Here is a 20,061-nt window from a genome sequence, read left to right as displayed (position 1 = left end):
ATGCGCGTAACCTTACGCCTTTGATACAGGCGCTCGCCATGAGCGCCCCGGTGCGGCCGGCATTCCTTGCGCGACGCTTCACGCAGCGCAGAGGGGCAGGCCAGGGTGGCCCGGACAGATCGTCTACCCAACCAGCGGCAGGCTCGATTTCCGGTTCAACCAAGACAAGCAACGTGGGTTTCCAAGTTTCTCCGATGCGGCACGCAACGCGCATGCTGGCCCGGTCCCTGACTGGCGCGGCGCTGGTGCTGGCCCTGGTGCAGCCGACACTGGCACGCCAGGCGCAGACCGAAGGGCTGGGAACCATTGCAGTGCAGCAGTTGCCCAACGAAGCGCGGCAGACCCTGGAGCGCATCGAAGCCGGCGGCCCGTTCCTGTATGACAAGGACGGCTCGCGATTCGGCAACTACGAACGCATCCTGCCGCAAAGAGAACGCGGTTATTACCGCGAATACACGGTCAAGAGCGCCAGGAGCCGGAACCGGGGAGCCAAGCGGATCGTCTGCGGCGGGGAACAGCGCGCTGCCAACGATTGTTACTACACGGAAGACCACTACAACAGCTTCAAACGGATACTCAAATGATGACTGACATTTTCGGACTGGGCGACGCCCTTGCCGCCCGCGAAGAGCGCGGCGCCGGAGATGGCTGGCAGCGGGCTCAGCAGCAGGCCCAGAACCTATACGACAACGTGCTGATGATGCCGAGCCCGGAGCTCATGCAAAAACTTCCCCCCGCGACCGCGCCCGTGGCCATGCCCGCCGGTCCCGGTTGGAACGACGGCACCAGCGAGGGGGCCATGAACCTGTTTAAGACGGTGCGCCCGAACATCGTCCAGTCGATCCGCGCCTTCCGCGTGCCGGAACTGGCCCAGGCCGCGGCCGATCTCGGCCAGCATTTCCTCTATGCCAATTGCGCGCATTGCGCGAGCAAGGCGGAGATCCTGGAAACCATCGCGACCTCGTTCACCTTCCCCAAGCATTTCGGCAAGAATTTCGACGCGCTGGCCGACTGCCTGACCGACATGATCTACAAGGCCGGCCCGCAGCCAGGTTTCGTGATCGTGCTGGAGGGCCTGCCGATCGCACAGAAGTTCGACAAGGAAGCGCGCGAAGTGCTGCTCGACGTGTTCCGCGACGCGGCCGAGTTCTGGGGCGAGCGCAAGGTGCAGTTCCGCGTGTTCTATTCGTTCGCCTGAGCGCGCCGGCTGACGTTCCACGGCATAACAAGCAAGAAGCCCGCTGATGCGGGCTTTTTGCTTGTTGGGGCAGATGCGGCGCTTATTCCTGCGCCGGCAGGTGCCCATGCGGCGTGAGCCGGTCGATCAACTCCGGCAGGCCTTCGCTCAACTGTGCCGCGACGTCGTCCTGCGACATGCCGGTGCTCTGCGCCAGCGACTGCAGCGCGCCGGTGTCGTTCAGCGCATCGCTCAGGGCCGATGGCGTGACCGGCTGGTTGGCGCCGCTGCCGATCCATGAATCGACCTGTTCGCCGAGCCCGGCCTGCGCCAGGATCTGCTGCAGCGCGCCAATGCCGCCCGCGGCCGCACCCAGCGCCTGGCTGTTGGCCGGTGCGCCGCCCTGGCCGCCCAGCAGGCCGCCCAGCAGCGAGCCCAGGTCGAGTCCGCCGGTGGCGCCGCCCGGCGCGGTCCCTGCGCCGCCGCCGAGCATGCCGCCCAGCAGCCCGCCGAGGCTGCCCAGCCCGCCCAGGCCATCATCGGAAGCGGGCGCCTCTCCGGCGGCATCGCCGCCTTGCGCGCGGCTGCGCATGGCCAGCGTGGCCAGCAGGCCAAGCGCAATCATCAGCTTGGGGTCGAGCCCGCCGGCCTGGCCGCTCTCTCCGCGCGCGCCGCCGAGCTGTCCGAGCACACCGCCCAGCACGCTATCGAGTAGTCCCATGGTCGACTCCTTTCAGTCAGGGTTGCAAGGTGACACCGGGCCGGAGCGGCCCTGTCGTCAGAATCCGCCCAGCAAGGCGTTCAGGGTTGCCAGGCAGGCGAGCCCGGCAGTTTCCGTGCGCAGGATGCGCGGGCCGAGCGACACGCCGGTGAAACCCGCCTGCAGCGCGGCCTGTTCTTCTTCGGGGGCCAGCCCGCCTTCCGGGCCGATCAGCAAGGTGACGCCATCGGCCAGCGAGGCCTCGCGCCGTTCTGCCACCAGTGCCGGCAGCGCTTGCGCGGCACGCGGCGACACCAGCAGCCTGGTGCCGCCGTTGCCGGCCTGCACCACGCGCGCCAGCCACGTATCCAAGTTAGTGACCTCCGCCACCGCCGGCAAACGATTTCGGCCGCATTGCTCGCAGGCGGCCTGGACCAGCGCCTGCCAGTGCGCCTGGCGCTTTTGCGCGCGCTCGCCGGACAGCCGTACCACCGAGCGGCTGGCCTGCAGCGGCTGGATCGCCGCGACGCCAAGTTCGACGGCTTTCTCGATCAGCCAGTCCATCTTGTCGCCGCCAGCCAGGCCCTGCGCCAGCGTGACGCGGAAGGGCGGTTCGGCCTCGGCCGCGTCATGCGCGCCGATACGCGCCAGGGCGTGGCGCTTGCCCAGTTCGACCAGCGTGGCGGCGTGGCTGCCGCCGCGGCCGTCGAACAGGGTGATGGCGTCGCCGGGCGCCAGGCGCAGCACCTGCGCGTGGCGCACCACCGGTTCGGGCAACGGGAAATCCGACTCGGCGGCCAGCACGGCGTCCGCGCCGCCGACAAAAAATCGTGGCGCCATCAGCTTGCCTGGCCTGCCTGGCCTGCCTGGCTGGCCTGGGCCAGCGGCTTGCCGAAGCCCCAGCGGTAGCCGTCGGGGTCCTCGACCATGCAATAGCGGTCGCCCCAGAACTGGTCGGCCGGCGCCATCAGGCTGACCGCGCCGGCATCGACCGCGCGCTGGTGCATGGCGTCGACATCGTCGCAATAGACGTAGAAGGTCTGCGGGCACTCCACGCCGAGCGAGCGCGGCGTGCGCGCAGTGCTGCCCCACGCGCCCTCGGGCGCGAACATCACCACCAGCTGGCCCTGGTAGTGCATCTCGGCGTGGGTGGGAACGCCGTTCTCGTCGACCACGTTGCCGGGGGCGAAGCCGAAAGCGCGGCCGTAGAAATCCAGGGCGGCGCGGCCGTTGGCGACGGTCAGGTAGGGGGTGAGCCAGGGGGTGTTGGCCGGTCTGGTCATGATCGTCTCCTGATTGCGGGAAACCCGGCGCGGCGCCTGCCGCGCGGTGCGAGAGTGCATCTTACGCGTGCCGCGCTACGCTGTCGAAGTGCCGCGCAACCGTGCGCGGCATGGCGGCAGGGTGAAGCATCAGGCATGCCGCGGCGCGGATGGGTTCCCGTTGCCGGCATGCGGTGGCGCGGGCGGCCAGCGACGATCGCCCGGACTCGGCCCACGGGGCGTCCGGGAGTCCGGAAACGCCCTTAGCTTCTGCTAAAATTGCGGTTTTCCTGCCGCCAAGGCTCACGCCGAATCCGCCCGCATGTCCGCCCTTGCCCATCCCGCCACAAGTCCTTTTGCTTCCCAGCCCGCCAAGCTGATGGCCGACGCCATCCGCGTGCTTGCCATGGACGCCGTCCAGCAGGCCAATTCCGGCCACCCCGGTGCGCCGATGGGCATGGCAGACATCGCCGTGGCGCTGTGGGGCCGGCACCTGAAGCACAACCCGAGCAACCCTCAGTGGGCAGACCGCGACCGCTTCGTGCTGTCCAACGGCCACGGCTCGATGCTGATCTATGCGCTGCTGCACCTGACCGGCTATGACCTGCCGGTCGAAGAACTGAAGAACTTCCGCCAGCTGCACAGCAAGACCGCCGGCCATCCGGAATACGGCATTACTCCGGGCGTGGAAACCACCACCGGCCCGCTCGGCCAGGGCATCACCAACGCGGTCGGCATGGCGCTGGCCGAGCGTCTGCTGGGTGAAGAATTCAATCGCCCGGGCTTCGACATCGTCGACCACTACACCTATGTGTTCCTGGGCGACGGCTGCCTGATGGAAGGCATCTCGCACGAAGCCTGTTCGCTGGCCGGCACGCTGAAGCTGAACAAGCTGATTGCGCTGTGGGATGACAACGGCATCTCGATCGACGGCGACGTGGTGCACTGGTTCAACGACGACACCCCGAAGCGCTTCGAAGCCTATGGCTGGAACGTGATCCGCGGCATCGACGGCCACGACGTGGTCGCGGTCGACAACGCCATCGCGCAGGCCAAGGCCAGCGACAAGCCCACCCTGATCTGCTGCCGCACCAAGATCGGAAAGGGCGCGCCCAACAAGGAAGGCGGCCACGACGTGCACGGCGCGCCGCTGGGCGGCGCCGAAGTGCTGGCCACGCGCGAGGCGCTGGGCTGGGCCCACGCCCCGTTCGAAGTGCCGGCCGAGGTCTATGACGCCTGGGACGCCAAGGCCAACGGCCAGGCGCTGGAGCGCGCCTGGAATGCGCTGTTCGAATCGTATGCCGAGCGCCACCCGTACGAAGCCGGCGAATTCACCCGCCGCATGAAGGGCGAACTGCCGGGCGCGTTCGACGCCGCTGTCGAAGCCTTCATCGCCAAGTGCGAGGAAAAGGCCGAGACCATCGCCACCCGCAAGGCCAGCCAGAACACCATCGAGGCCTTCGGCCCGGTGCTGCCCGAGTTCCTCGGCGGCTCGGCCGACCTGACCGGCTCGAACCTGACCAACTGGTCGGGCAGCAAGGCCGTGCGCGTCGATGCCTGGGGCAACCACATCAACTACGGCGTGCGCGAGTTCGGCATGAGCGCGATCCTGAACGGCATCACGCTGCACGGGGGCTACATTCCCTACGGCGCGACCTTCCTGACCTTCTCGGACTACAGCCGCAACGCGCTGCGCATGGCGGCGCTGATGAAGATCCGCTCGCTGTTCGTGTTCACCCATGACTCGATCGGCCTGGGCGAAGACGGCCCGACGCACCAGTCGATCGAGCACGTCGCCAGCCTGCGCCTGATCCCCAACATGGACGTCTGGCGTACCGCCGACACCACCGAGACCGCCGTGGCCTGGGCCGAGGCGATCCGCCGCGAGAACGGCCCGAGCTGCCTGATCTTCAGCCGCCAGAACCTGCCGTTCCAGCAGCGCGATGATGCCACCCGCGCCAATATCGCGCGCGGCGGCTACGTGCTGCGCGACAGCGTCAACGCCCGGACCGGCCGTCCGGACGCGGTGATCATGGCAACCGGCTCGGAAGTCGGCCTGGCCGTTGGCGCCGCAGACGCACTGGCCGCGGAAGGCGTGCATGTGCGCGTGGTCTCGGTCCCGGCGACCACCGTGTTCGACAAGCAGGACACCGCCTACAAGGCCAGCGTGCTGCCGGCCGGCGTGCCGCGCGTGGCGGTCGAGGCGGGCGTGACGGACTTCTGGTGGAAGTACCAGGTCCAGGCGGTAGTGGGCATCGACACCTTCGGCGAATCGGCCCCGGCCGGCGTGCTGTTCAAGCACTTCGGCTTCACCGTCGACAACGTCGTGCGTACGGTGAAAGACACCCTTATCTAAGCATCCGGGCGCTGTAACCGCGCGGTGCGCCGCGCGGCAGCAGCGGCGCCCACCGGTTTTCATCGATCCTCAGGAGAGACAGTCATGACCATCAAGATCGGCATCAACGGCTTCGGCCGCATCGGGCGCATGGTGTTCCGCGCCGCCGCCGCCAACTTCAAGGACATCGAAGTCGTTGCCATCAACGACCTGCTCGAGCCCGACTACCTGGCCTACATGCTGAAGTACGACTCGGTGCATGGCCGCTTTGACGGTGAAGTGTCGGTCGACGGCAACACCCTGGTCGTCAACGGCAAGAAGATCCGCCTGACCGCGGTGAAGGATCCGGCCGAGCTGAAGTGGGGCGAAGTCGGCGCCGACGTGGTGATCGAGTCGACCGGCATCTTCCTGACCAAGGAAGGCGCGCAGAAGCACATCGACGCGGGCGCCAAGAAGGTGATCATGTCGGCCCCGTCGAAGGACGACACCCCGATGTTCGTGTACGGCGTGAACCACGAAACGTACAAGGGCGAAGCGATCATCTCGAACGCCAGCTGCACCACCAACTGCCTGGCCCCGGTGGCCAAGGTGCTGAACGACAAGTGGGGCATCAAGCGCGGCCTGATGACCACCGTGCACGCTGCCACCGCCACCCAGAAGACCGTTGACGGCCCGTCCAACAAGGACTGGCGCGGCGGCCGCGGCATCCTGGAAAACATCATCCCGTCGTCGACCGGCGCTGCCAAGGCCGTGGGCGTGGTGATCCCGCAGCTGAACAAGAAGCTGACCGGCATGTCGTTCCGCGTGCCGACCTCGGACGTGTCCGTGGTCGACCTGACCGTCGAACTGGAAAAGTCGGCGTCGTACGAAGAGATCTGCGCCGAAATGAAGGCCCAGAGCCAGGGCGCGCTGAAGGGCGTGCTGGGCTATACCGAAGACAAGGTCGTTGCCACGGACTTCCGCGGCGATGCCCGCACCTCGATCTTCGACGCCGAAGCCGGCATCGCGCTGGACGGCACCTTCATCAAGGTCGTGAGCTGGTACGACAACGAGTGGGGCTATTCGAACAAGTGCCTGGAAATGGCACGCGTGGTGGCCAAGTAATCCGGGCTTCCGCAGTCAGGAAAACGCGCCTTCGGGCGCGTTTTTCTTTTCTCAGGCAGGATGCTGGTCTGCTGGCGCCACTGAAATAGTTGCGTCAGAAAAGAATGATAAAAGTGGGAGCCAAAGCTACGGGAATGCGTAGGACGAAGTGCCGGTTGAGTCGCCACCAATGTACGCATCTGCGATCAATTGCAGCAAAATCGCGCAATTTTTAGGATTTATGTGATGGGCGACCGTTTCAGAAATGCCGAATTTGCTTTCCGAGCTTGATTTTTCCTCTTACACTATTAAGACGCTGTTGAAATCTGATGTGCAGCCAGTGCAAGTGGTGGGGCCATCTTAGCTGTGAAAAATCTGACCGGGGGCCTGATCATGGTGAACGTAGACACAAAGCTTCTAGTGATCTTCACCGAGCTGCTGAGCAAGCGTAATGCCACCTACGTGGCTGAGAAGATGCACATGACCGCGCCGGCGGTCTCGCATTCGCTGGGCAGGCTGCGCGAAATCTTTGACGATCCACTCTTTATCCGCGTCCCGCACGGGCTGACGCCGACGCCGCGCGCGCTCGAGCTGGGGCCCAAGATCCGGGACATGCTGGACCTGTGGTCGTCCATCAACGAGGGCGACGCGGACAACTTCGATCCCGCCACCGCCACCGGCACGCTGAGCATCGGCTTTGCCGCGGAACTGGGCGATACGGTGTTCAACCGTTTCGTGCTGCGCATCAAGGCGCTGGCGCCGGACCTGCATATAAAGCTGGTCGAGTCCCATTCGTGGGAGACCGATGTGGCGTCGATGCGCGCCAATGAACTCGACCTGGGATTCTCGCCGTTCCCGACCCGCCATCCGGAGATCGTCGAGGAAATGGTGACGTCGCTGAACCTGTGGGTCTGCGCGCGCAAGGACCATCCGGTGCTGAAGGGACACTGCACGCTCGAGCAATACCTGGACTGCGGCCATATCTTCATGGCGCACTCCGGCGGCTCGGGGCGCCCGGCGCCGTCGCTGATCCCGCTCGACTACGCACTGCAGCAGCGCGGCCTGAAGCGCAACGCCTCGCTGACGGTCCATTCGTGGCGCGCCCAGGCCGAACTGGCTTCGCAGACGGACATGATCTTCACCGTCAATGCGCTGACCAAGGACATGGCCTGCGAAACCTATGGCCTGAAGGCCTTCCCGCTGCCGGCGGAGCTGAACACCACGCTCGGCCTGAACATGTTCTGGCACCGCAGCCGCAACACCCACCCGATGCTGGTGTGGGCGCGTGGCCTGTTCCGCCAGGTGGTGGGCGAGTTCGTCGGCCTGCCGCAGGCGCGCCCGGCCCGGGTGGTGAGCGAGCAGGACCTGCAGGACCTGCAGGCGCGCTGACCCGCGGCAGCAAGCCACCAACAAAAAACCGGCGCCAGGCGCCGGTTTTTTGTTGCCCGTCTGCGCTCCGGCAAGGGAGCGAGCGGTTGCTTATCGTTTGGGTCTGTGGGGACAGTTTGTTTTGGTGCAGTTGCCGTACAGCGACAACGCGTGTTCCTGCAGGGTAAAGCCGCGCTCGCGCGCAATGCTTTGCTGGCGCTGCTCGATCTCGGAATCGAAGAATTCCTCGACCCGGCCGCAATCCAGGCACACCAGGTGGTCGTGGTGCTTGCCTTCGTTGAGCTCGAAGATCGCCTTGCCGGACTCGAAGTTGTTGCGCGACAGCAGGCCGGCCTGCTCGAACTGGGTCAGCACGCGGTAGACGGTGGCCAGGCCGATATCCATATGCTCATTGAGCAGGATGCGGTAGACGTCTTCCGCGCTCAGGTGACGCTGTTCGCTGGTCTGAAAAATTTCAAGAATCTTCAGCCTGGGCACGGTCGCCTTCAGGCCGATATTCTTGAGGTCCGCCGGACTCGGCATGTGGGTGACTCCCTAGAGTACAATGTCTGGATAGTTGAATCATAAGGGTTTTGGCAGCAAAAGTCGCTCGTGCCGACGATGTCCAGAGGTCGGCGTCGTGTGCCCGGCAAGCTTGCCGACCCATGTGGTTGCGGCGGCAGATGCCATCCGCTCGTGTGGTGCAATCGGCGCATCTTGCGCCGTTTTCATGCCCGCGCAGCCCGTTCTCTGCCGCATTACTTTTCTTTCCCTCCGGAAACGAGATCCATGCGTTCTATCCGTTCGTCCGCCATGCGTCCGACGCTGGTTGTCTCCCTGCTGGCCGCGGCCCTGCTGGCTGGCGCCTGCTCGGCCTACGATTCCACTTCGCGCAAGGTAGCCAACGCCATCACGCCGTACCGGATCAACATCGTGCAGGGCAATTTCGTCTCGCGCGAAGCCGCTTCGCAGCTGCGCGAGGGCATGACCCGCGACCAGGTCAAGTTCCTGCTCGGCACGCCGCTGCTGACCGACGTGTTCCACGCCAACCGCTGGGATTATGTGTTTTCGTTCCGCCGCGGCAATACCTCGGTGGTGCAGCAGCGCCGCTACACGGTGTTCTTCGACGGCGACCGCCTGGTCAAGTTTGGCGGCGACGAACTGCCGTCCGAGTATGAGCTGATCGCCGAGATCGACGGCATGAAGAAGGCGCTCAAGGAGCAGACGCCGGGCAAGATCTCCACCAGCGCAGCCGCGGCCCCGGCCCCGGCCGAACCGCAGACCACGGTCGAGAACTTCGTGCCGCGGCAGGCGCAGCAGCAGCCGGAAGCGTCCGGCGCTCCCGCACAGCCGGCGCAGCCCGCGGCCGAAGCGTCGGCAGCGGCCGACGCGCCCAAGCCCGCCGCCAACTGATCCATCACGCGCGCCGGCCGCGGCGCGCTGCCGGTTTTCCGGGCCGGCCAGGCATGGCCGGCTCGTTTCCTTTTCGCGCACCGCGCATATTCCGCAGAGCCAGACACCATGAACATCGCCATCACAGGCGCATCGGGCCGCATGGGCCGCATGCTGATCGAACAAGTGCTGAACACCGAGGGCGTGAAGCTGTCGGGTGCGCTCGACGTTCCGGGCTCGCCGGCGCTGGGCCAGGATGCGGGCCTGTTCCTGGGCCGCAACACCGGCGTGGCAATCACCGCGGACCTGGAAGCCGGGCTGGCCGGTGCGGACTGCCTGATCGACTTCACCCGTCCGGAAGGCACGCTGGCGCACCTGGAGGCGGCGAAGAAGCGCGGCGTCAAGATGGTGGTCGGCACCACCGGCTTCGACGACGCCGGCAAGGCCGCGCTGGCCGAGGCCGCCAAGTCGATCGGCATCGTCTTTGCCGCCAACTTCAGCGTTGGCGTCAATGCCACCTTCAAGCTGCTGGAAGTCGCGGCCAAACTGCTGTCGACCGGCTATGACATCGAGGTGATCGAGGCCCACCACCGCTTCAAGGTCGACGCCCCGTCGGGCACCGCGCTGAAGATGGGCGAAGTGATCGCCGATGCGCTGGGCCGCGACCTGAAGACCTGCGGCGTCTTTGCCCGCGAAGGCCATACCGGCGAGCGCGATCCCGGTTCGATCGGCTTTGCCACCATCCGCGGGGGCGATATCGTCGGCGACCACACCGTGATGTTCGCCGGCATCGGCGAGCGCATCGAGATCAGCCACAAGTCGTCGAGCCGCCAGTCGTATGCCGACGGCGCGGTGCGCTCGGCCCGTTTCCTGGCCGACAAGCCCAATGGGCTGTTCGACATGCAGGACGTGCTGGGCCTGAAGTAAGGGCGCCCGGGGCGGCCAGCGCTGCCGCCACGGTTATAATCGATTGCTTTAGCATTGCACGCCGGGCGGGCGCCGAGACTGGCGCCCGCCGCTTACCTTCGAACGAATCTTCCCGGATGCCGGCAGGCCAGTTGCCGTGCAGACGCTGTCCTGACTGCTGTCCCGACCATGCAAGACAAATATCTTCCTTCCGCCGTTGAACAAGCCGCCCAGCAGCACTGGCAAGCCATCGACGCCTATCGCGTGTCGGAGCATGCGGCCGGGCCCGACGGCAAGGAAAAGCCCAAGTTCTACGCCTGCTCGATGCTGCCGTACCCGTCGGGCAAGCTGCACATGGGCCACGTGCGCAACTACACCATCAACGACGTGATGGCGCGCTACCTGCGCATGAACGGCAACAACGTGCTGATGCCGATGGGCTGGGACGCGTTCGGCATGCCGGCGGAGAACGCGGCGCTGAACAACGGCGTCGCGCCGGCCGCCTGGACCTACGACAACATCGCTTACATGAAGAAGCAGATGCAGTCGATGGGCCTGGCGATCGACTGGTCGCGCGAGGTTGCCACCTGCAGCCCGGACTACTACCGCTGGAACCAGTGGCTGTTCCTGAAGATGCTGGAGAAGGGCATCGCCTACCGCAAGACCGGCACCGTCAACTGGGACCCGGTCGACCAGACCGTGCTGGCCAACGAGCAGGTCATCGACGGCCGTGGCTGGCGCTCGGGCGCGGTGGTCGAAAAGCGCGAGATCCCGATGTACTACCTGCGCATCACCGACTATGCGCAGGAGCTGCTGGGCGACCTGGACCAGCTGGGCTGGCCCGAGCGTGTCAAGGTGATGCAGCAGAACTGGATCGGCAAGAGCGTGGGCGTGCGCTTCGCCTTCACCCACGATATCCCGGGCGAGGACGGCAAGCCGATCCACGACGGCAAGATGTACGTCTTCACCACGCGCGCCGATACCATCATGGGCGTGACCTTCTGCGCGGTCGCCGCCGAGCACCCGCTGGCCACGCACGCCGCGCTGAACAACCCCGAACTGGCCGCCTTCATCGACGAATGCAAGCACGGCTCGGTCATGGAAGCCGACATGGCGACCATGGAGAAGAAGGGCATGCCGACCGGCCTGCAGGTGGTGCACCCGCTCACCGGCGACAAGGTCGACGTGTGGGTCGGCAACTACGTGCTGATGAGCTACGGCGACGGCGCCGTGATGGGCGTGCCGGCGCACGACGAGCGCGACTTTGCCTTTGCCAACAAGTACGGCCTGCCGATCAAGCAAGTGATCGACGTGAAGGGCCAGCCGTATTCGACCGAAGCCTGGCAGGAATGGTACGGCGACAAGGAAAACGGCACCTGCATCCACAGCGGCAAGTACGACGGCCTCGGCTACCAGGCCGCGGTGGAAGCCATTGCCGCCGACCTGGGCGCGATGGGCCTCGGCGAGAAGAAGACCACCTGGCGCCTGCGCGACTGGGGCATCTCGCGCCAGCGCTACTGGGGCACGCCGATCCCGCTGATCCACTGCGACAGCTGCGGCGTGGTGCCGGTGCCCGAGCAGGACCTGCCGGTGGTGCTGCCCGAAGACCTGGTGCCGGACGGCACCGGCAACCCGCTGGCCAAGGATCCGCGCTTCCTGCAGTGCACCTGCCCGTCGTGCGGCAAGCCGGCGCGCCGCGAGACCGACACGATGGATACCTTCATCGATTCGTGCTGGTACTACATGCGCTATACCTGCCCGGACGCGGCCACCATGGTCGATGCCCGCAACGACTACTGGATGCCGATGGACCAGTACATCGGCGGCATCGAGCACGCGATCCTGCACCTGCTGTACGCGCGCTTCTGGACCAAGGTGATGCGTGACCTGGGCCTGGTCAAGTTCGACGAGCCGTTCACCAACCTGCTGACGCAGGGCATGGTGCTGAACGAGACCTTCTACCGCGAAGACGCCTCGGGCAAGAAGCACTGGTACAACCCGGCCGACGTCGACGTGCAGACCGACGAGCGCGGCCGCCCGGTGGGCGCCACGCTGAAGGCCGACGGCCAGCCGGTGGTGATCGGCGGCATCGAGAAGATGTCGAAGTCCAAGAACAACGGCATCGACCCGCAGGCGCTGATCGACCAGTACGGCGCCGACACCGCGCGCCTGTTCGTGATGTTTGCCGCGCCGCCCGAGCAGCAGCTGGAGTGGAGCGGTTCGGGCGTGGAGGGCGCGTCGCGCTTCCTGCGCCGCGTGTGGAATTATGGCTTTGCCAACGCCGCCGCCATCCGCGACGGTGCCGCCGGCGCGCCGGGCGCGGACGATGCCGAGCTGCGCCGCGAGATCCACGGCGTGCTCAAGCAGGCCAACTACGACTACCAGCGCATCCAGTACAACACCGTGGTGTCCGCCACCATGAAGATGCTGAACGCGCTGGACGACGCCAAGACCGCGTCGCCGGCGGCGCGCCGCGAGTGCTTCGGCATCCTGCTGCGCGTGCTGTACCCGGTGGTGCCGCACATCACCCACGGCCTGTGGGAGCAGCTGGGCTATGCCGCCGAGGCCGGCGACCTGCTCGACGCCCCGTGGCCGCAGGTCGATGAAGCCGCGCTGGTGCGCAGCGAGATCGAACTGGTGCTGCAGGTCAACGGCAAGGTGCGCGGCAGCATCACCGTGCCCGCCGACGCCGACCGTGCCGCGATCGAGGCCACTGCCGCCGCCAGCGACACCGTGGCCAAGTTCGCCGAAGGCAAGGCGCCCAAGAAGATCGTGGTGGTGCCTGGCCGCCTGGTCAACGTGGTGCTTTGACAGCGCCGTCCGCCGGCCGGAATCTGACAAAGGAATCGCCAACCATGAAGCGACTGAACCTGGGACGCCGCAAGCTGCTCGCGGCACTGCTGGCAGTGCCGGCCACCGGCCTGCTGGCCGGCTGCGGCTTCCATCTGCGCGGCAACTCGGACTTCGCCTTCAAGCGGCTGTATATCGGCATCCCGCCCAACTCGCTGATGGGCGCGGACCTGCGCCGCGCCATCCGCGGCGGCTCGGACACCCAGGTGGTGGCCGACCAGAAAGAGGCCGACGCGTTGCTGGACGTGCTGCAGGACACCCGCACCAAGACCATCCTGTCGATCACGACCGAAGGCGTGGTGCGTGAATACCGCCTGACCCAGCGCTTTACCTTCCGCCTGCGCGATCCGGCCGGCAAGGAACTGATCGCGCCTTCGCAACTGGTGCTGACGCGCGACCTGACCTACAACGAAGCCAATACGCTGGCCAAGGACTACGAAGAGCAGCAGCTGTACCGCGACATGCAGCGCGATATCGTGCAGCAGCTGATGCGCCGGCTGGCCGCCGTCAAGGCGATCTGAGCGGGCACGGCTGACGGCATGCAGCTCAAGCTCGACGGGCTCGACGCGCACCTGCGGCAGGCCAAGGCCAAGGGGCTGGCGCCGCTGTACGTGGTGCACGGCGACGAGCACCTGCTGGTGCTGGAAGCGGTCGACCGCCTGCGCGCGGCGGCGCGCGAAGCCGGCTTTTCCGAACGCGAGGTGCTGGTGGCCGAGCGCGGCTTCCACTGGGGCCGGCTGGTGGAGGCGCAGCAGTCGATGTCGCTGTTCGGCGACCGCAAGATCGTCGAGCTGCGCATTCCGTCGGGCAAGCCCGGCAAGGACGGCGGCGAGGCGCTGCGCGCCGTGGCCGCGCAGCCTTCGCCCGACGTGGTGATGCTGGTGACGCTGCCGCGGCTGGACTTTGCCGCGTCCAAGTCGGCCTGGTTCCAGGCGCTGGAAGGCGCCGGCGTGTCGATCAAGGTCGACACCGTGGACCGTACCCGCTTGCCGGCGTGGGTCGGCGAGCGGCTGGCGCTGCAGCAGCAGCGCGTGCAGGGTGGGGAGCCCGGACGGCGCGCCTTGCAGTTCATTGCCGACAAGGTCGAAGGCAACCTGCTGGCGGCGCACCAGGAAATCCAGAAGCTGGGCCTGCTGTACCCGCCCGGCGAACTGAGCTTCGACCAGGTCCACGATGCGGTGCTGAACGTGGCCCGCTACGACGTGTTCAAGCTGTCGGAATCGATGCTCTCGGGCGACGTGCCGCGGCTGGTGCGGATGCTGGAAGGGCTGCGCGGCGAGGGCGAGGCCACGGTGCTGGTGCTGTGGGCGCTGACCGAGGAAATTCGCGTATTATCCAAGGTCCGGCAAGGGCTGGCGGACGGCAAGCCGGCGGGTGTGCTGATGCGCGAGCTGCGTGTCTGGGGCCCGCGCGAGCGGCTGGTGCCGCAGGCCGCGCAGCGCCTGGCGCAGCCCCGGCTGGAAGCGGCGCTGGCGCTGGCCGCGCGGCTGGACCGCCAGGTCAAGGGCCTGCAGGACCTGCCGCCGCCAGGCAGCGCGCCGCTGCCGGCCGAGCCGTGGGACGGCCTGCAGCAGCTGGCGCTGATGATTGCGCGCTGAGGGGACAGCCTGGAAGGTTTGCTCCCCTGGCGGTTTGCTCCCCTCTCCCGCTTGCGGGAGAGGGGCAGGGGGTGAGGGCAGGCGGTGGCATACCGACAGCCGTACTTCGTAGCGACTCCCGCCCTCACCCCAACCCTCTCCCGCAAGCGGGAGAGGGAGAAAACATACATTGACGGCCATCACCCCCGGCCACTGACATGACCGAGCTCGACCTCAACCAATACATGGACCGCGTCGGCCGCCAGGCCCGCGCGGCGTCGCGCGCGATGGCGCGTGCCTCCACCGCCGACAAGAACCGTGCGCTGCTGACCATCGCCGCGGCGATCCGCCGCGATGCCGACAAGCTCAAGGCCGTCAACGCACGCGACCTCGAGCGCGCCCGCGCCAACGGCCAGGACGCCGCCTTCGTCGACCGCCTGACGCTGTCGGACAAGGCCATCGACACCATGGCCGCGGGCCTGGAGCAGATCGCCGCGCTGGCAGACCCGATCGGCGAGATCTCGAACATGAAGTTCCGCCCGACCGGCATCCAGGTGGGCCAGATGCGCGTGCCGCTGGGCGTGATCGGCATCATCTACGAGTCGCGCCCCAACGTCACCATCGACGCCGCCGCGCTGTGCCTGAAGTCGGGCAACGCCACCATCCTGCGCGGCGGGTCCGAGGCGATCGAATCCAACACCGCGCTGGCCGCGCTGGTGGCCGAGGGCCTGTCCGCGACCGGCCTGCCGTCCGAGGCGGTACAGGTGATCGAGACCACCGATCGCGCCGCGGTCGGCCGGCTGATCACCATGACCGAGTACGTCGACGTGATCGTGCCGCGCGGCGGCAAGAGCCTGATCGCGCGGCTGATGGAAGAAGCGCGCGTGCCGATGATCAAGCACCTGGACGGCATCTGCCACGTCTATATCGATGCCGAGGCCGACCTGGACAAGGCGGTGCACGTCTGCGACAACGCCAAGACCCAGCGCTACGCGCCCTGCAACACCATGGAGACGCTGCTGGTGTCGCGGGACATCGCCGCCGCCGCGCTGCCGCCGCTGTGCCGCATCTACCAGCAGAAGGGCGTCGAACTGCGCGTGTGCCCGGCGACCCGCGCCACGCTGGAAGCGGCGGGCTTCGGCGGCCTGGTCGATGCCACCGAGGAAGACTGGCGCCTGGAATACCTGGCGCCGATCCTGGCGATCAAGACCGTCTCTGGCCTGGATGAAGCCATCGCGCATATCAACGAGTACGGCTCGCACCATACCGACTCGATCATCACCGAGAACTACTCGGCGGGCATGCGCTTTATCCGCGAGGTCGATTCGGCCAGCGTGATGATCAATGCCTCGACCCGTTTTGCCGATGGCTTCGAGTACGGGCTGGGCGCGGAGATCGGCATCTCCAACGACAAGCTGCATGCGCGCGGGCCGGTCGGGCTGGAAGGGCTGACCTCGCTCAAGTACGTGGTGTTCGGGCACGGCGAGATCCGGACCTGATGCTGGCCCGCCAACAACAATAACCACCGCAAGCCAACGTCTGTCCGCCGATGCTCTGGGTCAAAGCGCTGCATATCGTCTTCGTCGTTTCGTGGTTCGCCGGCCTGTTCTACCTGCCGCGCATCTTCGTCAACCTGGCGATGGAAACCGACGCCGCCAGCACGCAGCGCCTGCTGCTGATGGCGCGCAAGCTGTTCCGCTTCATGACCATGCTGGCAGTGCCGGCGCTGGTATTCGGGCTGTGGCTGTACCTGGGCTACGGCATCGGCCGCGGCCCCGGGCAGGGCTGGATGCATGCCAAGCTGGCGCTGGTGCTGGTGCTGATCGGTTACCACCACGGCTGCGGCGTGCTGCTGCGCAAGTTCGAGGCGGGGCGCAACGCGCGCTCGCACAAGTTCTATCGCTGGTTCAATGAGCTGCCGGTGCTGGTGCTGCTGGCGGTGGTGATCCTGGTCGTGGTCAAGCCGTTCTGAGGCTGGCCACATTTCGCCTTTGTTTCGCCTTTATATTGCAGCCTGATTCCGTCGCGGATACCAACATGAGCAAGCTGGTCGACTACTACCTGACGCCGCAATCGCCGTATGTCTACATGGGCCATGCCCGTTTCAGCGATATCGCCGCGCGCCACGGCGCGCAAGTGAACCTGAAACCGTGCGACCTCGGCAAAGTGTTCTCGGTCTCCGGCGGGCTGCCGCTGGCGCAGCGCCCGCCGCAGCGGCAGGCTTACCGGCTGGTCGAGCTCAGGCGCTGGAGCGCGTTCCTGAACATCCCGCTGAACCTCGAGCCGACGTTCTTCCCGGTGTCCGGCGACGCTGCCAGCAAGCTGATCATTGCCGCCCAACTGGCGCACGGCACCGCGCGCGCGATGGCACTGACCGGCGCGATCGGCGCGGCGGTTTGGGCGCAGCAGCGCAATATCGCCGATGCCGCCACGCTGGCGCAGATCGCCGACGCGGCCGGCCTGGATGGCGCCGGCCTGCTCAAGGCCAGCGAGGCCCAGTCGGTGCAGGCCGCCTATGCGCAGAACACGCAGGAGGCGATCTCGGCCGGCGTGTTCGGCGCGCCGTGGTACGTGTACGACGGCGAGCCGTTCTGGGGCCAGGACCGCCTCGACTTTCTCGACCGCGCGCTGGCCGCGGCCTGACCTAAGCTACCGTTACTTCCCCGTCCGCCACGGCGGACGTTTTTGTTTGCAGGAATCCCTCTCATGACCCAAGCCTTCTTTGCCCCTTGCCCGCGCGGCCTGGAGAGCGCGCTCGCCGAAGAGCTGCGCGAGATTGCCGCGATGCCGGGCATGGCCGCGCTGGCGCCGTTCGCGGTGCACCAGGAAGTGCCGGGCGGCGTCAACTTCTCGGGCGAGATGGCTGCCGCCTATGCGGTCAACCTGCATTCGCGCATTGCCAGCCGGGTGCTGATGCGTGTCGCGGCGCGCGGCTACCGGCACGAGGACGACATCTACACGCTGGCGCGGGGGGTGCGCTGGGAGCAGTGGTTCTCGCCCGACGAGTCGCTGCGCGTGGATATTACGTCGCACAAGTCGCCGCTGCGCAGCCTCAATTTCACCGCGCTGCGGGTCAAGGATGGCGTATGCGATGCCATGCGCGAGCGGCTGGGCGCCCGGCCGAGCGTCGACACCGTGAGCCCGGATGTGCGCATCTACGCCCACCTGACCGAGCGCGACTGTACGCTGTATCTCGACACCAGCGGCGAGCCGCTGTTCAAGCGCGGCTGGCGCACCGAGAAGGGCGAGGCCCCGCTGAAGGAAAACCTGGCGGCCGGCATCCTGCGCCTGGCGGGCTGGGTGCCGGGCCAGACTTTCCGGCCCTTCTACGACCCGATGTGCGGCAGTGGCACCTTCCTGGTCGAGGCCGCGCAGGTGGCGCTGGGCATCGCGCCCGGCGGCAGCCGCAGCTTTGCCTTCGAATGGCTCAAGGGCATGGATACCAAGGCGTGGCAGAAGCTGAAGGCGGACGCGCAGCGCGCGCGCATGCTGGCCTCGGCCGATGAACTGCAGGTGGTCGGTTCGGACATCTCCACCGACATGCTGGCGATCACGCGCGCCAACTGGGAACGCGCCGGCCTGCCGGGCGAGGCGCGCACCAAGCAGGTCGACGCACGCTTCGTGCAGCCGCCTTATGACGAGCCGGGCCTGCTGCTGATGAATCCGCCGTACGGCGAGCGCATTGCGGTGCGCGGGCAGCGCCGCGCGCCGGAAGACGAAATGCCGCGCGACGAGGTTGAAGAGGCCGCCGCCAACCAGTTCGCCAGCGCCTTTGCCACCACCCTGAAGCAGCATTTCGCGGGCTGGCAGGCGTGGATGTTCACCGGCGACCTGGGCTTCCCGCGCCGGCTGCGGCTGAAGGAATCGCGCCGCACGCCGCTCTACAACGGCAATATCGAGTGCCGGCTGTTCCGTTTCGACATGGTGCGCGGCGCCAACCGGGCGCCGCAGGCGGACTGAGACCGGCTGCGCACCGGTGCCGTGGCGTCAGGGGCGCTTGCGCCCCGTCAGCGCGTCCGGGTTGCGGCTGAAGTCCGCCAGGAAGCTCTGCAGGCTGACCACCGGCTCCTGCAGCAGGTGGCGCGGCAGGTCGAACAGCGCGTAGAAGAATTCTTCCCTGCCTTCGCAGCGTTCGGCCGGCAGGCAGTATTGTTCCCAGTCGACGCAGGCCGGCGTGTACATGCCGTTGCCGGGCCAGAAGAAGGGCACCAGCCGGCCTTCGCGCAGGCCTTCGATCAGCGCGGCGGGGGCATCGTAGGCCTCGGCCGATTCCACCTGCGTCATCAGCCCGGCGCGGGTCTCGATCACCATCAGGGTGGCGTGGCCCTGGGCGGTCAGCAACAGGATGCCGGCGGGGTTGGGATACAGGTAGTACTCGACAAAGCCGTAGCGCGCGGTCAGCTGGCGCACGCGCTCGGTCATGGCCGGATCGGACAAGAACGAGAACGAATGCCGCGTCAGCAGCTCGCGCAGCGTGCGCGACAGCGTGGCGAAGTACGCCTGCTGCATCGCTTCGATTTCCTGGTCGAGGCGCTCCACCATATTGCTGTCGTGCTTTTTCACATAGCGGTCGATCAGCCCGTGGTTGAAGCCCTGCACCGCGATGCTTTCATCGGCGGTGCCGGTCAGCAGGATGGTCTTGCACGGCAGGTCCTGCAGCGCCTGGCAGAATTCCAGGCCGTCCATCTGCGGCATCGAATAGTCGACCACGACCACCCCGGGCTGCAGGAAGCGGTTGACGTCGTGAATCTGGCGGTAGATGCGGTCGATGTCGAGCTGGACCGTACGGCGCTCGGTCAGGAAGGTCAGGTCGTCGTGGGTCACGCGCACCGGCAGGAAACCCGGGAAGCGGGTGGCGTAGGCTTCGCGGATCCACTGCAGCGCTTCGCGCGGATCGGTGAAGGTGATCACCCCGCGCGCGGCATCCATCTGGAACGCCAGGCTGTCGATGAAGGACTTGCTGTCATCCACAAGGACAGTCAGGACCGGGTGATGGAAGACCGACAGATTCCTGTCGTGCGGATTGAAGGTCATGGAGCGGCGGGCAGGGGTTGGCACAGGCGTGGCGCAAGTGGCAAGCCAGCGTGCGTATTCGCAGGCCAGTATAGCGCGCCGTGGCTGCCTTGCAAGGCACGCCTTGCGGCCGGGGCCGGCTGCGGCGGGGCAGGGACGGGGCCGGCCCTTGTTCCAGCAGGGCCGGCGGGCCAGAGCGGTGAACCGCGCCGGAACCACGACAGCCCGCGCCCCGGGGGGCGCGGGCCGGAGCGGCTGTGCGACCTTAGTCGACCGCCTTGAACATGTCCTCGACCACCTTCTTGGCGTCGCCGAACACCATCATGGTCTTGTCCATATAGAACAGCTCGTTGTCCAGACCGGCATAGCCGGCGGCCATCGAGCGCTTGTTGACGATA

The 20,061-nt window shown here is 66.8% G+C and carries 20 protein-coding genes; 14 read left to right on the top strand and 6 right to left on the bottom strand.

The genetic code is table 11. The annotated features are described in order from the left end of the window. Positions 1-212: 212 nt before the first annotated feature. Both MKD50_RS22390 and MKD50_RS22385 read left to right on the top strand, forming a co-directional pair. Positions 213-584: a guanyl-specific ribonuclease gene (locus tag MKD50_RS22390; protein WP_115704744.1), complete on the top strand. Its 372-nt coding sequence runs from the start codon at positions 213-215 to the stop codon at positions 582-584. After that, on the top strand, positions 581-1,198 hold the full coding sequence (locus tag MKD50_RS22385; RefSeq protein WP_115704742.1) for a barstar family protein: 618 nt from the start codon (positions 581-583) through the stop codon (positions 1,196-1,198). Before MKD50_RS22390 ends, MKD50_RS22385 begins: the two co-directional genes overlap by 4 nt. An 82-nt stretch (positions 1,199-1,280) precedes the next feature. Here MKD50_RS22385 and MKD50_RS22380 read toward each other — a convergent pair whose 3' ends face one another. The 3 genes from MKD50_RS22380 to MKD50_RS22370 are packed head-to-tail and all read right to left on the bottom strand — an operon-like array spanning position 1,281 to position 3,160. Then, positions 1,281-1,898 (bottom strand): YidB family protein, encoded by a 618-nt coding sequence (locus MKD50_RS22380; RefSeq protein ID WP_240072605.1) that lies wholly within the window; start codon positions 1,896-1,898, stop codon positions 1,281-1,283. Positions 1,899-1,955: 57 nt separating this feature from the next. Continuing rightward, on the bottom strand, positions 1,956-2,717 hold the full coding sequence (locus MKD50_RS22375; protein WP_252668698.1) for a 16S rRNA (uracil(1498)-N(3))-methyltransferase: 762 nt from the start codon (positions 2,715-2,717) through the stop codon (positions 1,956-1,958). Continuing rightward, positions 2,717-3,160, bottom strand: coding sequence for a VOC family protein (locus tag MKD50_RS22370; RefSeq protein ID WP_252668696.1), 444 nt, complete (start codon positions 3,158-3,160; stop codon positions 2,717-2,719). The genes MKD50_RS22375 and MKD50_RS22370 overlap by 1 nt, the downstream gene beginning before the upstream one ends. A gap of 301 nt (positions 3,161-3,461) precedes the next feature. Between MKD50_RS22370 and tkt the strand changes: the two genes are divergently transcribed. The 3 genes from tkt to MKD50_RS22355 all read left to right on the top strand — a co-directional run bounded on the left by tkt (position 3,462) and on the right by MKD50_RS22355 (position 7,946). Then, positions 3,462-5,495 (top strand): transketolase, encoded by a 2,034-nt coding sequence (gene tkt, locus MKD50_RS22365; protein ID WP_172582554.1) that lies wholly within the window; start codon positions 3,462-3,464, stop codon positions 5,493-5,495. Between the two features lie 84 nt (positions 5,496-5,579). Next, a complete protein-coding gene (gene gap, locus MKD50_RS22360; protein ID WP_011298986.1) occupies positions 5,580-6,578 on the top strand; it encodes a type I glyceraldehyde-3-phosphate dehydrogenase in 999 nt (332 codons plus the stop codon). Positions 6,579-6,950: 372 nt separating this feature from the next. Next, a complete protein-coding gene (locus MKD50_RS22355) occupies positions 6,951-7,946 on the top strand; it encodes a LysR family transcriptional regulator (RefSeq protein WP_115681497.1) in 996 nt (331 codons plus the stop codon). A 90-nt stretch (positions 7,947-8,036) separates the two neighbouring features. On the opposite strand, the gene fur is transcribed toward MKD50_RS22355, so the two are convergent. Beyond that, positions 8,037-8,468: a ferric iron uptake transcriptional regulator gene (fur, locus tag MKD50_RS22350; protein ID WP_012353845.1), complete on the bottom strand. Its 432-nt coding sequence runs from the start codon at positions 8,466-8,468 to the stop codon at positions 8,037-8,039. Between the two features lie 246 nt (positions 8,469-8,714). On the opposite strand from fur, the gene MKD50_RS22345 reads away from it, so the two are divergent. From MKD50_RS22345 to MKD50_RS22305, 9 genes are all read left to right on the top strand, one after another. Then, positions 8,715-9,338: an outer membrane protein assembly factor BamE gene (locus MKD50_RS22345; protein WP_115704732.1), complete on the top strand. Its 624-nt coding sequence runs from the start codon at positions 8,715-8,717 to the stop codon at positions 9,336-9,338. 108 nt (positions 9,339-9,446) lie between these two features. After that, positions 9,447-10,244, top strand: a complete 798-nt coding sequence (gene dapB / locus MKD50_RS22340; protein WP_252668694.1) for a 4-hydroxy-tetrahydrodipicolinate reductase — start codon at positions 9,447-9,449, stop codon at positions 10,242-10,244. Between the two features lie 168 nt (positions 10,245-10,412). Then, positions 10,413-13,034 carry a leucine--tRNA ligase gene (leuS, locus tag MKD50_RS22335; protein ID WP_252668692.1) on the top strand — a complete coding sequence of 874 codons (2,622 nt, stop codon included), beginning with the start codon at positions 10,413-10,415 and terminating at the stop codon, positions 13,032-13,034. 44 nt (positions 13,035-13,078) lie between these two features. Continuing rightward, positions 13,079-13,594, top strand: a complete 516-nt coding sequence (locus MKD50_RS22330; protein WP_115681108.1) for an LPS-assembly lipoprotein LptE — start codon at positions 13,079-13,081, stop codon at positions 13,592-13,594. An 18-nt stretch (positions 13,595-13,612) separates the two neighbouring features. Then, a complete protein-coding gene (holA, locus tag MKD50_RS22325) occupies positions 13,613-14,671 on the top strand; it encodes a DNA polymerase III subunit delta (RefSeq protein ID WP_115704726.1) in 1,059 nt (352 codons plus the stop codon). Between the two features lie 197 nt (positions 14,672-14,868). Then, positions 14,869-16,149 (top strand): glutamate-5-semialdehyde dehydrogenase, encoded by a 1,281-nt coding sequence (locus tag MKD50_RS22320; RefSeq protein ID WP_252668691.1) that lies wholly within the window; start codon positions 14,869-14,871, stop codon positions 16,147-16,149. 50 nt (positions 16,150-16,199) lie between these two features. Continuing rightward, the gene (locus MKD50_RS22315; RefSeq protein ID WP_115704722.1) at positions 16,200-16,622 is read left to right on the top strand and encodes a CopD family protein; all 423 of its coding nucleotides are present in this window, start codon (positions 16,200-16,202) and stop codon (positions 16,620-16,622) included. A 65-nt stretch (positions 16,623-16,687) separates the two neighbouring features. After that, positions 16,688-17,293, top strand: a complete 606-nt coding sequence (locus MKD50_RS22310; RefSeq protein WP_115704720.1) for a 2-hydroxychromene-2-carboxylate isomerase — start codon at positions 16,688-16,690, stop codon at positions 17,291-17,293. A gap of 63 nt (positions 17,294-17,356) precedes the next feature. Further along, positions 17,357-18,610, top strand: a complete 1,254-nt coding sequence (locus tag MKD50_RS22305) for a THUMP domain-containing class I SAM-dependent RNA methyltransferase (RefSeq protein WP_252668690.1) — start codon at positions 17,357-17,359, stop codon at positions 18,608-18,610. Positions 18,611-18,637: 27 nt separating this feature from the next. Here MKD50_RS22305 and MKD50_RS22300 read toward each other — a convergent pair whose 3' ends face one another. Both MKD50_RS22300 and MKD50_RS22295 read right to left on the bottom strand, forming a co-directional pair. Beyond that, on the bottom strand, positions 18,638-19,684 hold the full coding sequence (locus tag MKD50_RS22300) for a response regulator (protein WP_018006347.1): 1,047 nt from the start codon (positions 19,682-19,684) through the stop codon (positions 18,638-18,640). A gap of 244 nt (positions 19,685-19,928) precedes the next feature. Further along, positions 19,929-20,061, bottom strand: a 133-nt coding sequence (locus MKD50_RS22295) for an NAD(P)(+) transhydrogenase (Re/Si-specific) subunit beta (protein WP_252668807.1), incomplete at its 5' end; no start/stop codon positions are given.

Source organism: Cupriavidus mimosae (assembly GCF_023952485.1).
Classification (GTDB): Bacteria; Pseudomonadota; Gammaproteobacteria; order Burkholderiales; family Burkholderiaceae; genus Cupriavidus; species Cupriavidus taiwanensis_C.
The sequence above is the reverse complement of the archived record's forward strand: the minus strand, read 5'-3'. Positions and strand labels throughout refer to the sequence as shown.

What these genes read in the sequence shown, in the direction of transcription:
- MKD50_RS22390 (WP_115704744.1), top strand. Translation starts at nt 213, where the DNA reads ATGCTGGCCCGGTCCCTGACTGGCGCGGCGCTGGTGCTGGCCCTGGTG.
- MKD50_RS22315 (WP_115704722.1), top strand. Translation starts at nt 16,200, where the DNA reads ATGCTCTGGGTCAAAGCGCTGCATATCGTCTTCGTCGTTTCGTGGTTC.
- MKD50_RS22300 (WP_018006347.1), bottom strand. Translation starts at nt 19,684, where the DNA reads ATGACCTTCAATCCGCACGACAGGAATCTGTCGGTCTTCCATCACCCG.
- MKD50_RS22375 (WP_252668698.1), bottom strand. Translation starts at nt 2,717, where the DNA reads ATGGCGCCACGATTTTTTGTCGGCGGCGCGGACGCCGTGCTGGCCGCC.
- MKD50_RS22320 (WP_252668691.1), top strand. Translation starts at nt 14,869, where the DNA reads ATGACCGAGCTCGACCTCAACCAATACATGGACCGCGTCGGCCGCCAG.
- MKD50_RS22305 (WP_252668690.1), top strand. Translation starts at nt 17,357, where the DNA reads ATGACCCAAGCCTTCTTTGCCCCTTGCCCGCGCGGCCTGGAGAGCGCG.
- gap (WP_011298986.1), top strand. Translation starts at nt 5,580, where the DNA reads ATGACCATCAAGATCGGCATCAACGGCTTCGGCCGCATCGGGCGCATG.
- MKD50_RS22330 (WP_115681108.1), top strand. Translation starts at nt 13,079, where the DNA reads ATGAAGCGACTGAACCTGGGACGCCGCAAGCTGCTCGCGGCACTGCTG.
- holA (WP_115704726.1), top strand. Translation starts at nt 13,613, where the DNA reads ATGCAGCTCAAGCTCGACGGGCTCGACGCGCACCTGCGGCAGGCCAAG.
- MKD50_RS22370 (WP_252668696.1), bottom strand. Translation starts at nt 3,160, where the DNA reads ATGACCAGACCGGCCAACACCCCCTGGCTCACCCCCTACCTGACCGTC.
- leuS (WP_252668692.1), top strand. Translation starts at nt 10,413, where the DNA reads ATGCAAGACAAATATCTTCCTTCCGCCGTTGAACAAGCCGCCCAGCAG.
- MKD50_RS22310 (WP_115704720.1), top strand. Translation starts at nt 16,688, where the DNA reads ATGAGCAAGCTGGTCGACTACTACCTGACGCCGCAATCGCCGTATGTC.
- tkt (WP_172582554.1), top strand. Translation starts at nt 3,462, where the DNA reads ATGTCCGCCCTTGCCCATCCCGCCACAAGTCCTTTTGCTTCCCAGCCC.
- MKD50_RS22345 (WP_115704732.1), top strand. Translation starts at nt 8,715, where the DNA reads ATGCGTTCTATCCGTTCGTCCGCCATGCGTCCGACGCTGGTTGTCTCC.
- dapB (WP_252668694.1), top strand. Translation starts at nt 9,447, where the DNA reads ATGAACATCGCCATCACAGGCGCATCGGGCCGCATGGGCCGCATGCTG.
- fur (WP_012353845.1), bottom strand. Translation starts at nt 8,468, where the DNA reads ATGCCGAGTCCGGCGGACCTCAAGAATATCGGCCTGAAGGCGACCGTG.
- MKD50_RS22385 (WP_115704742.1), top strand. Translation starts at nt 581, where the DNA reads ATGATGACTGACATTTTCGGACTGGGCGACGCCCTTGCCGCCCGCGAA.
- MKD50_RS22355 (WP_115681497.1), top strand. Translation starts at nt 6,951, where the DNA reads ATGGTGAACGTAGACACAAAGCTTCTAGTGATCTTCACCGAGCTGCTG.
- MKD50_RS22380 (WP_240072605.1), bottom strand. Translation starts at nt 1,898, where the DNA reads ATGGGACTACTCGATAGCGTGCTGGGCGGTGTGCTCGGACAGCTCGGC.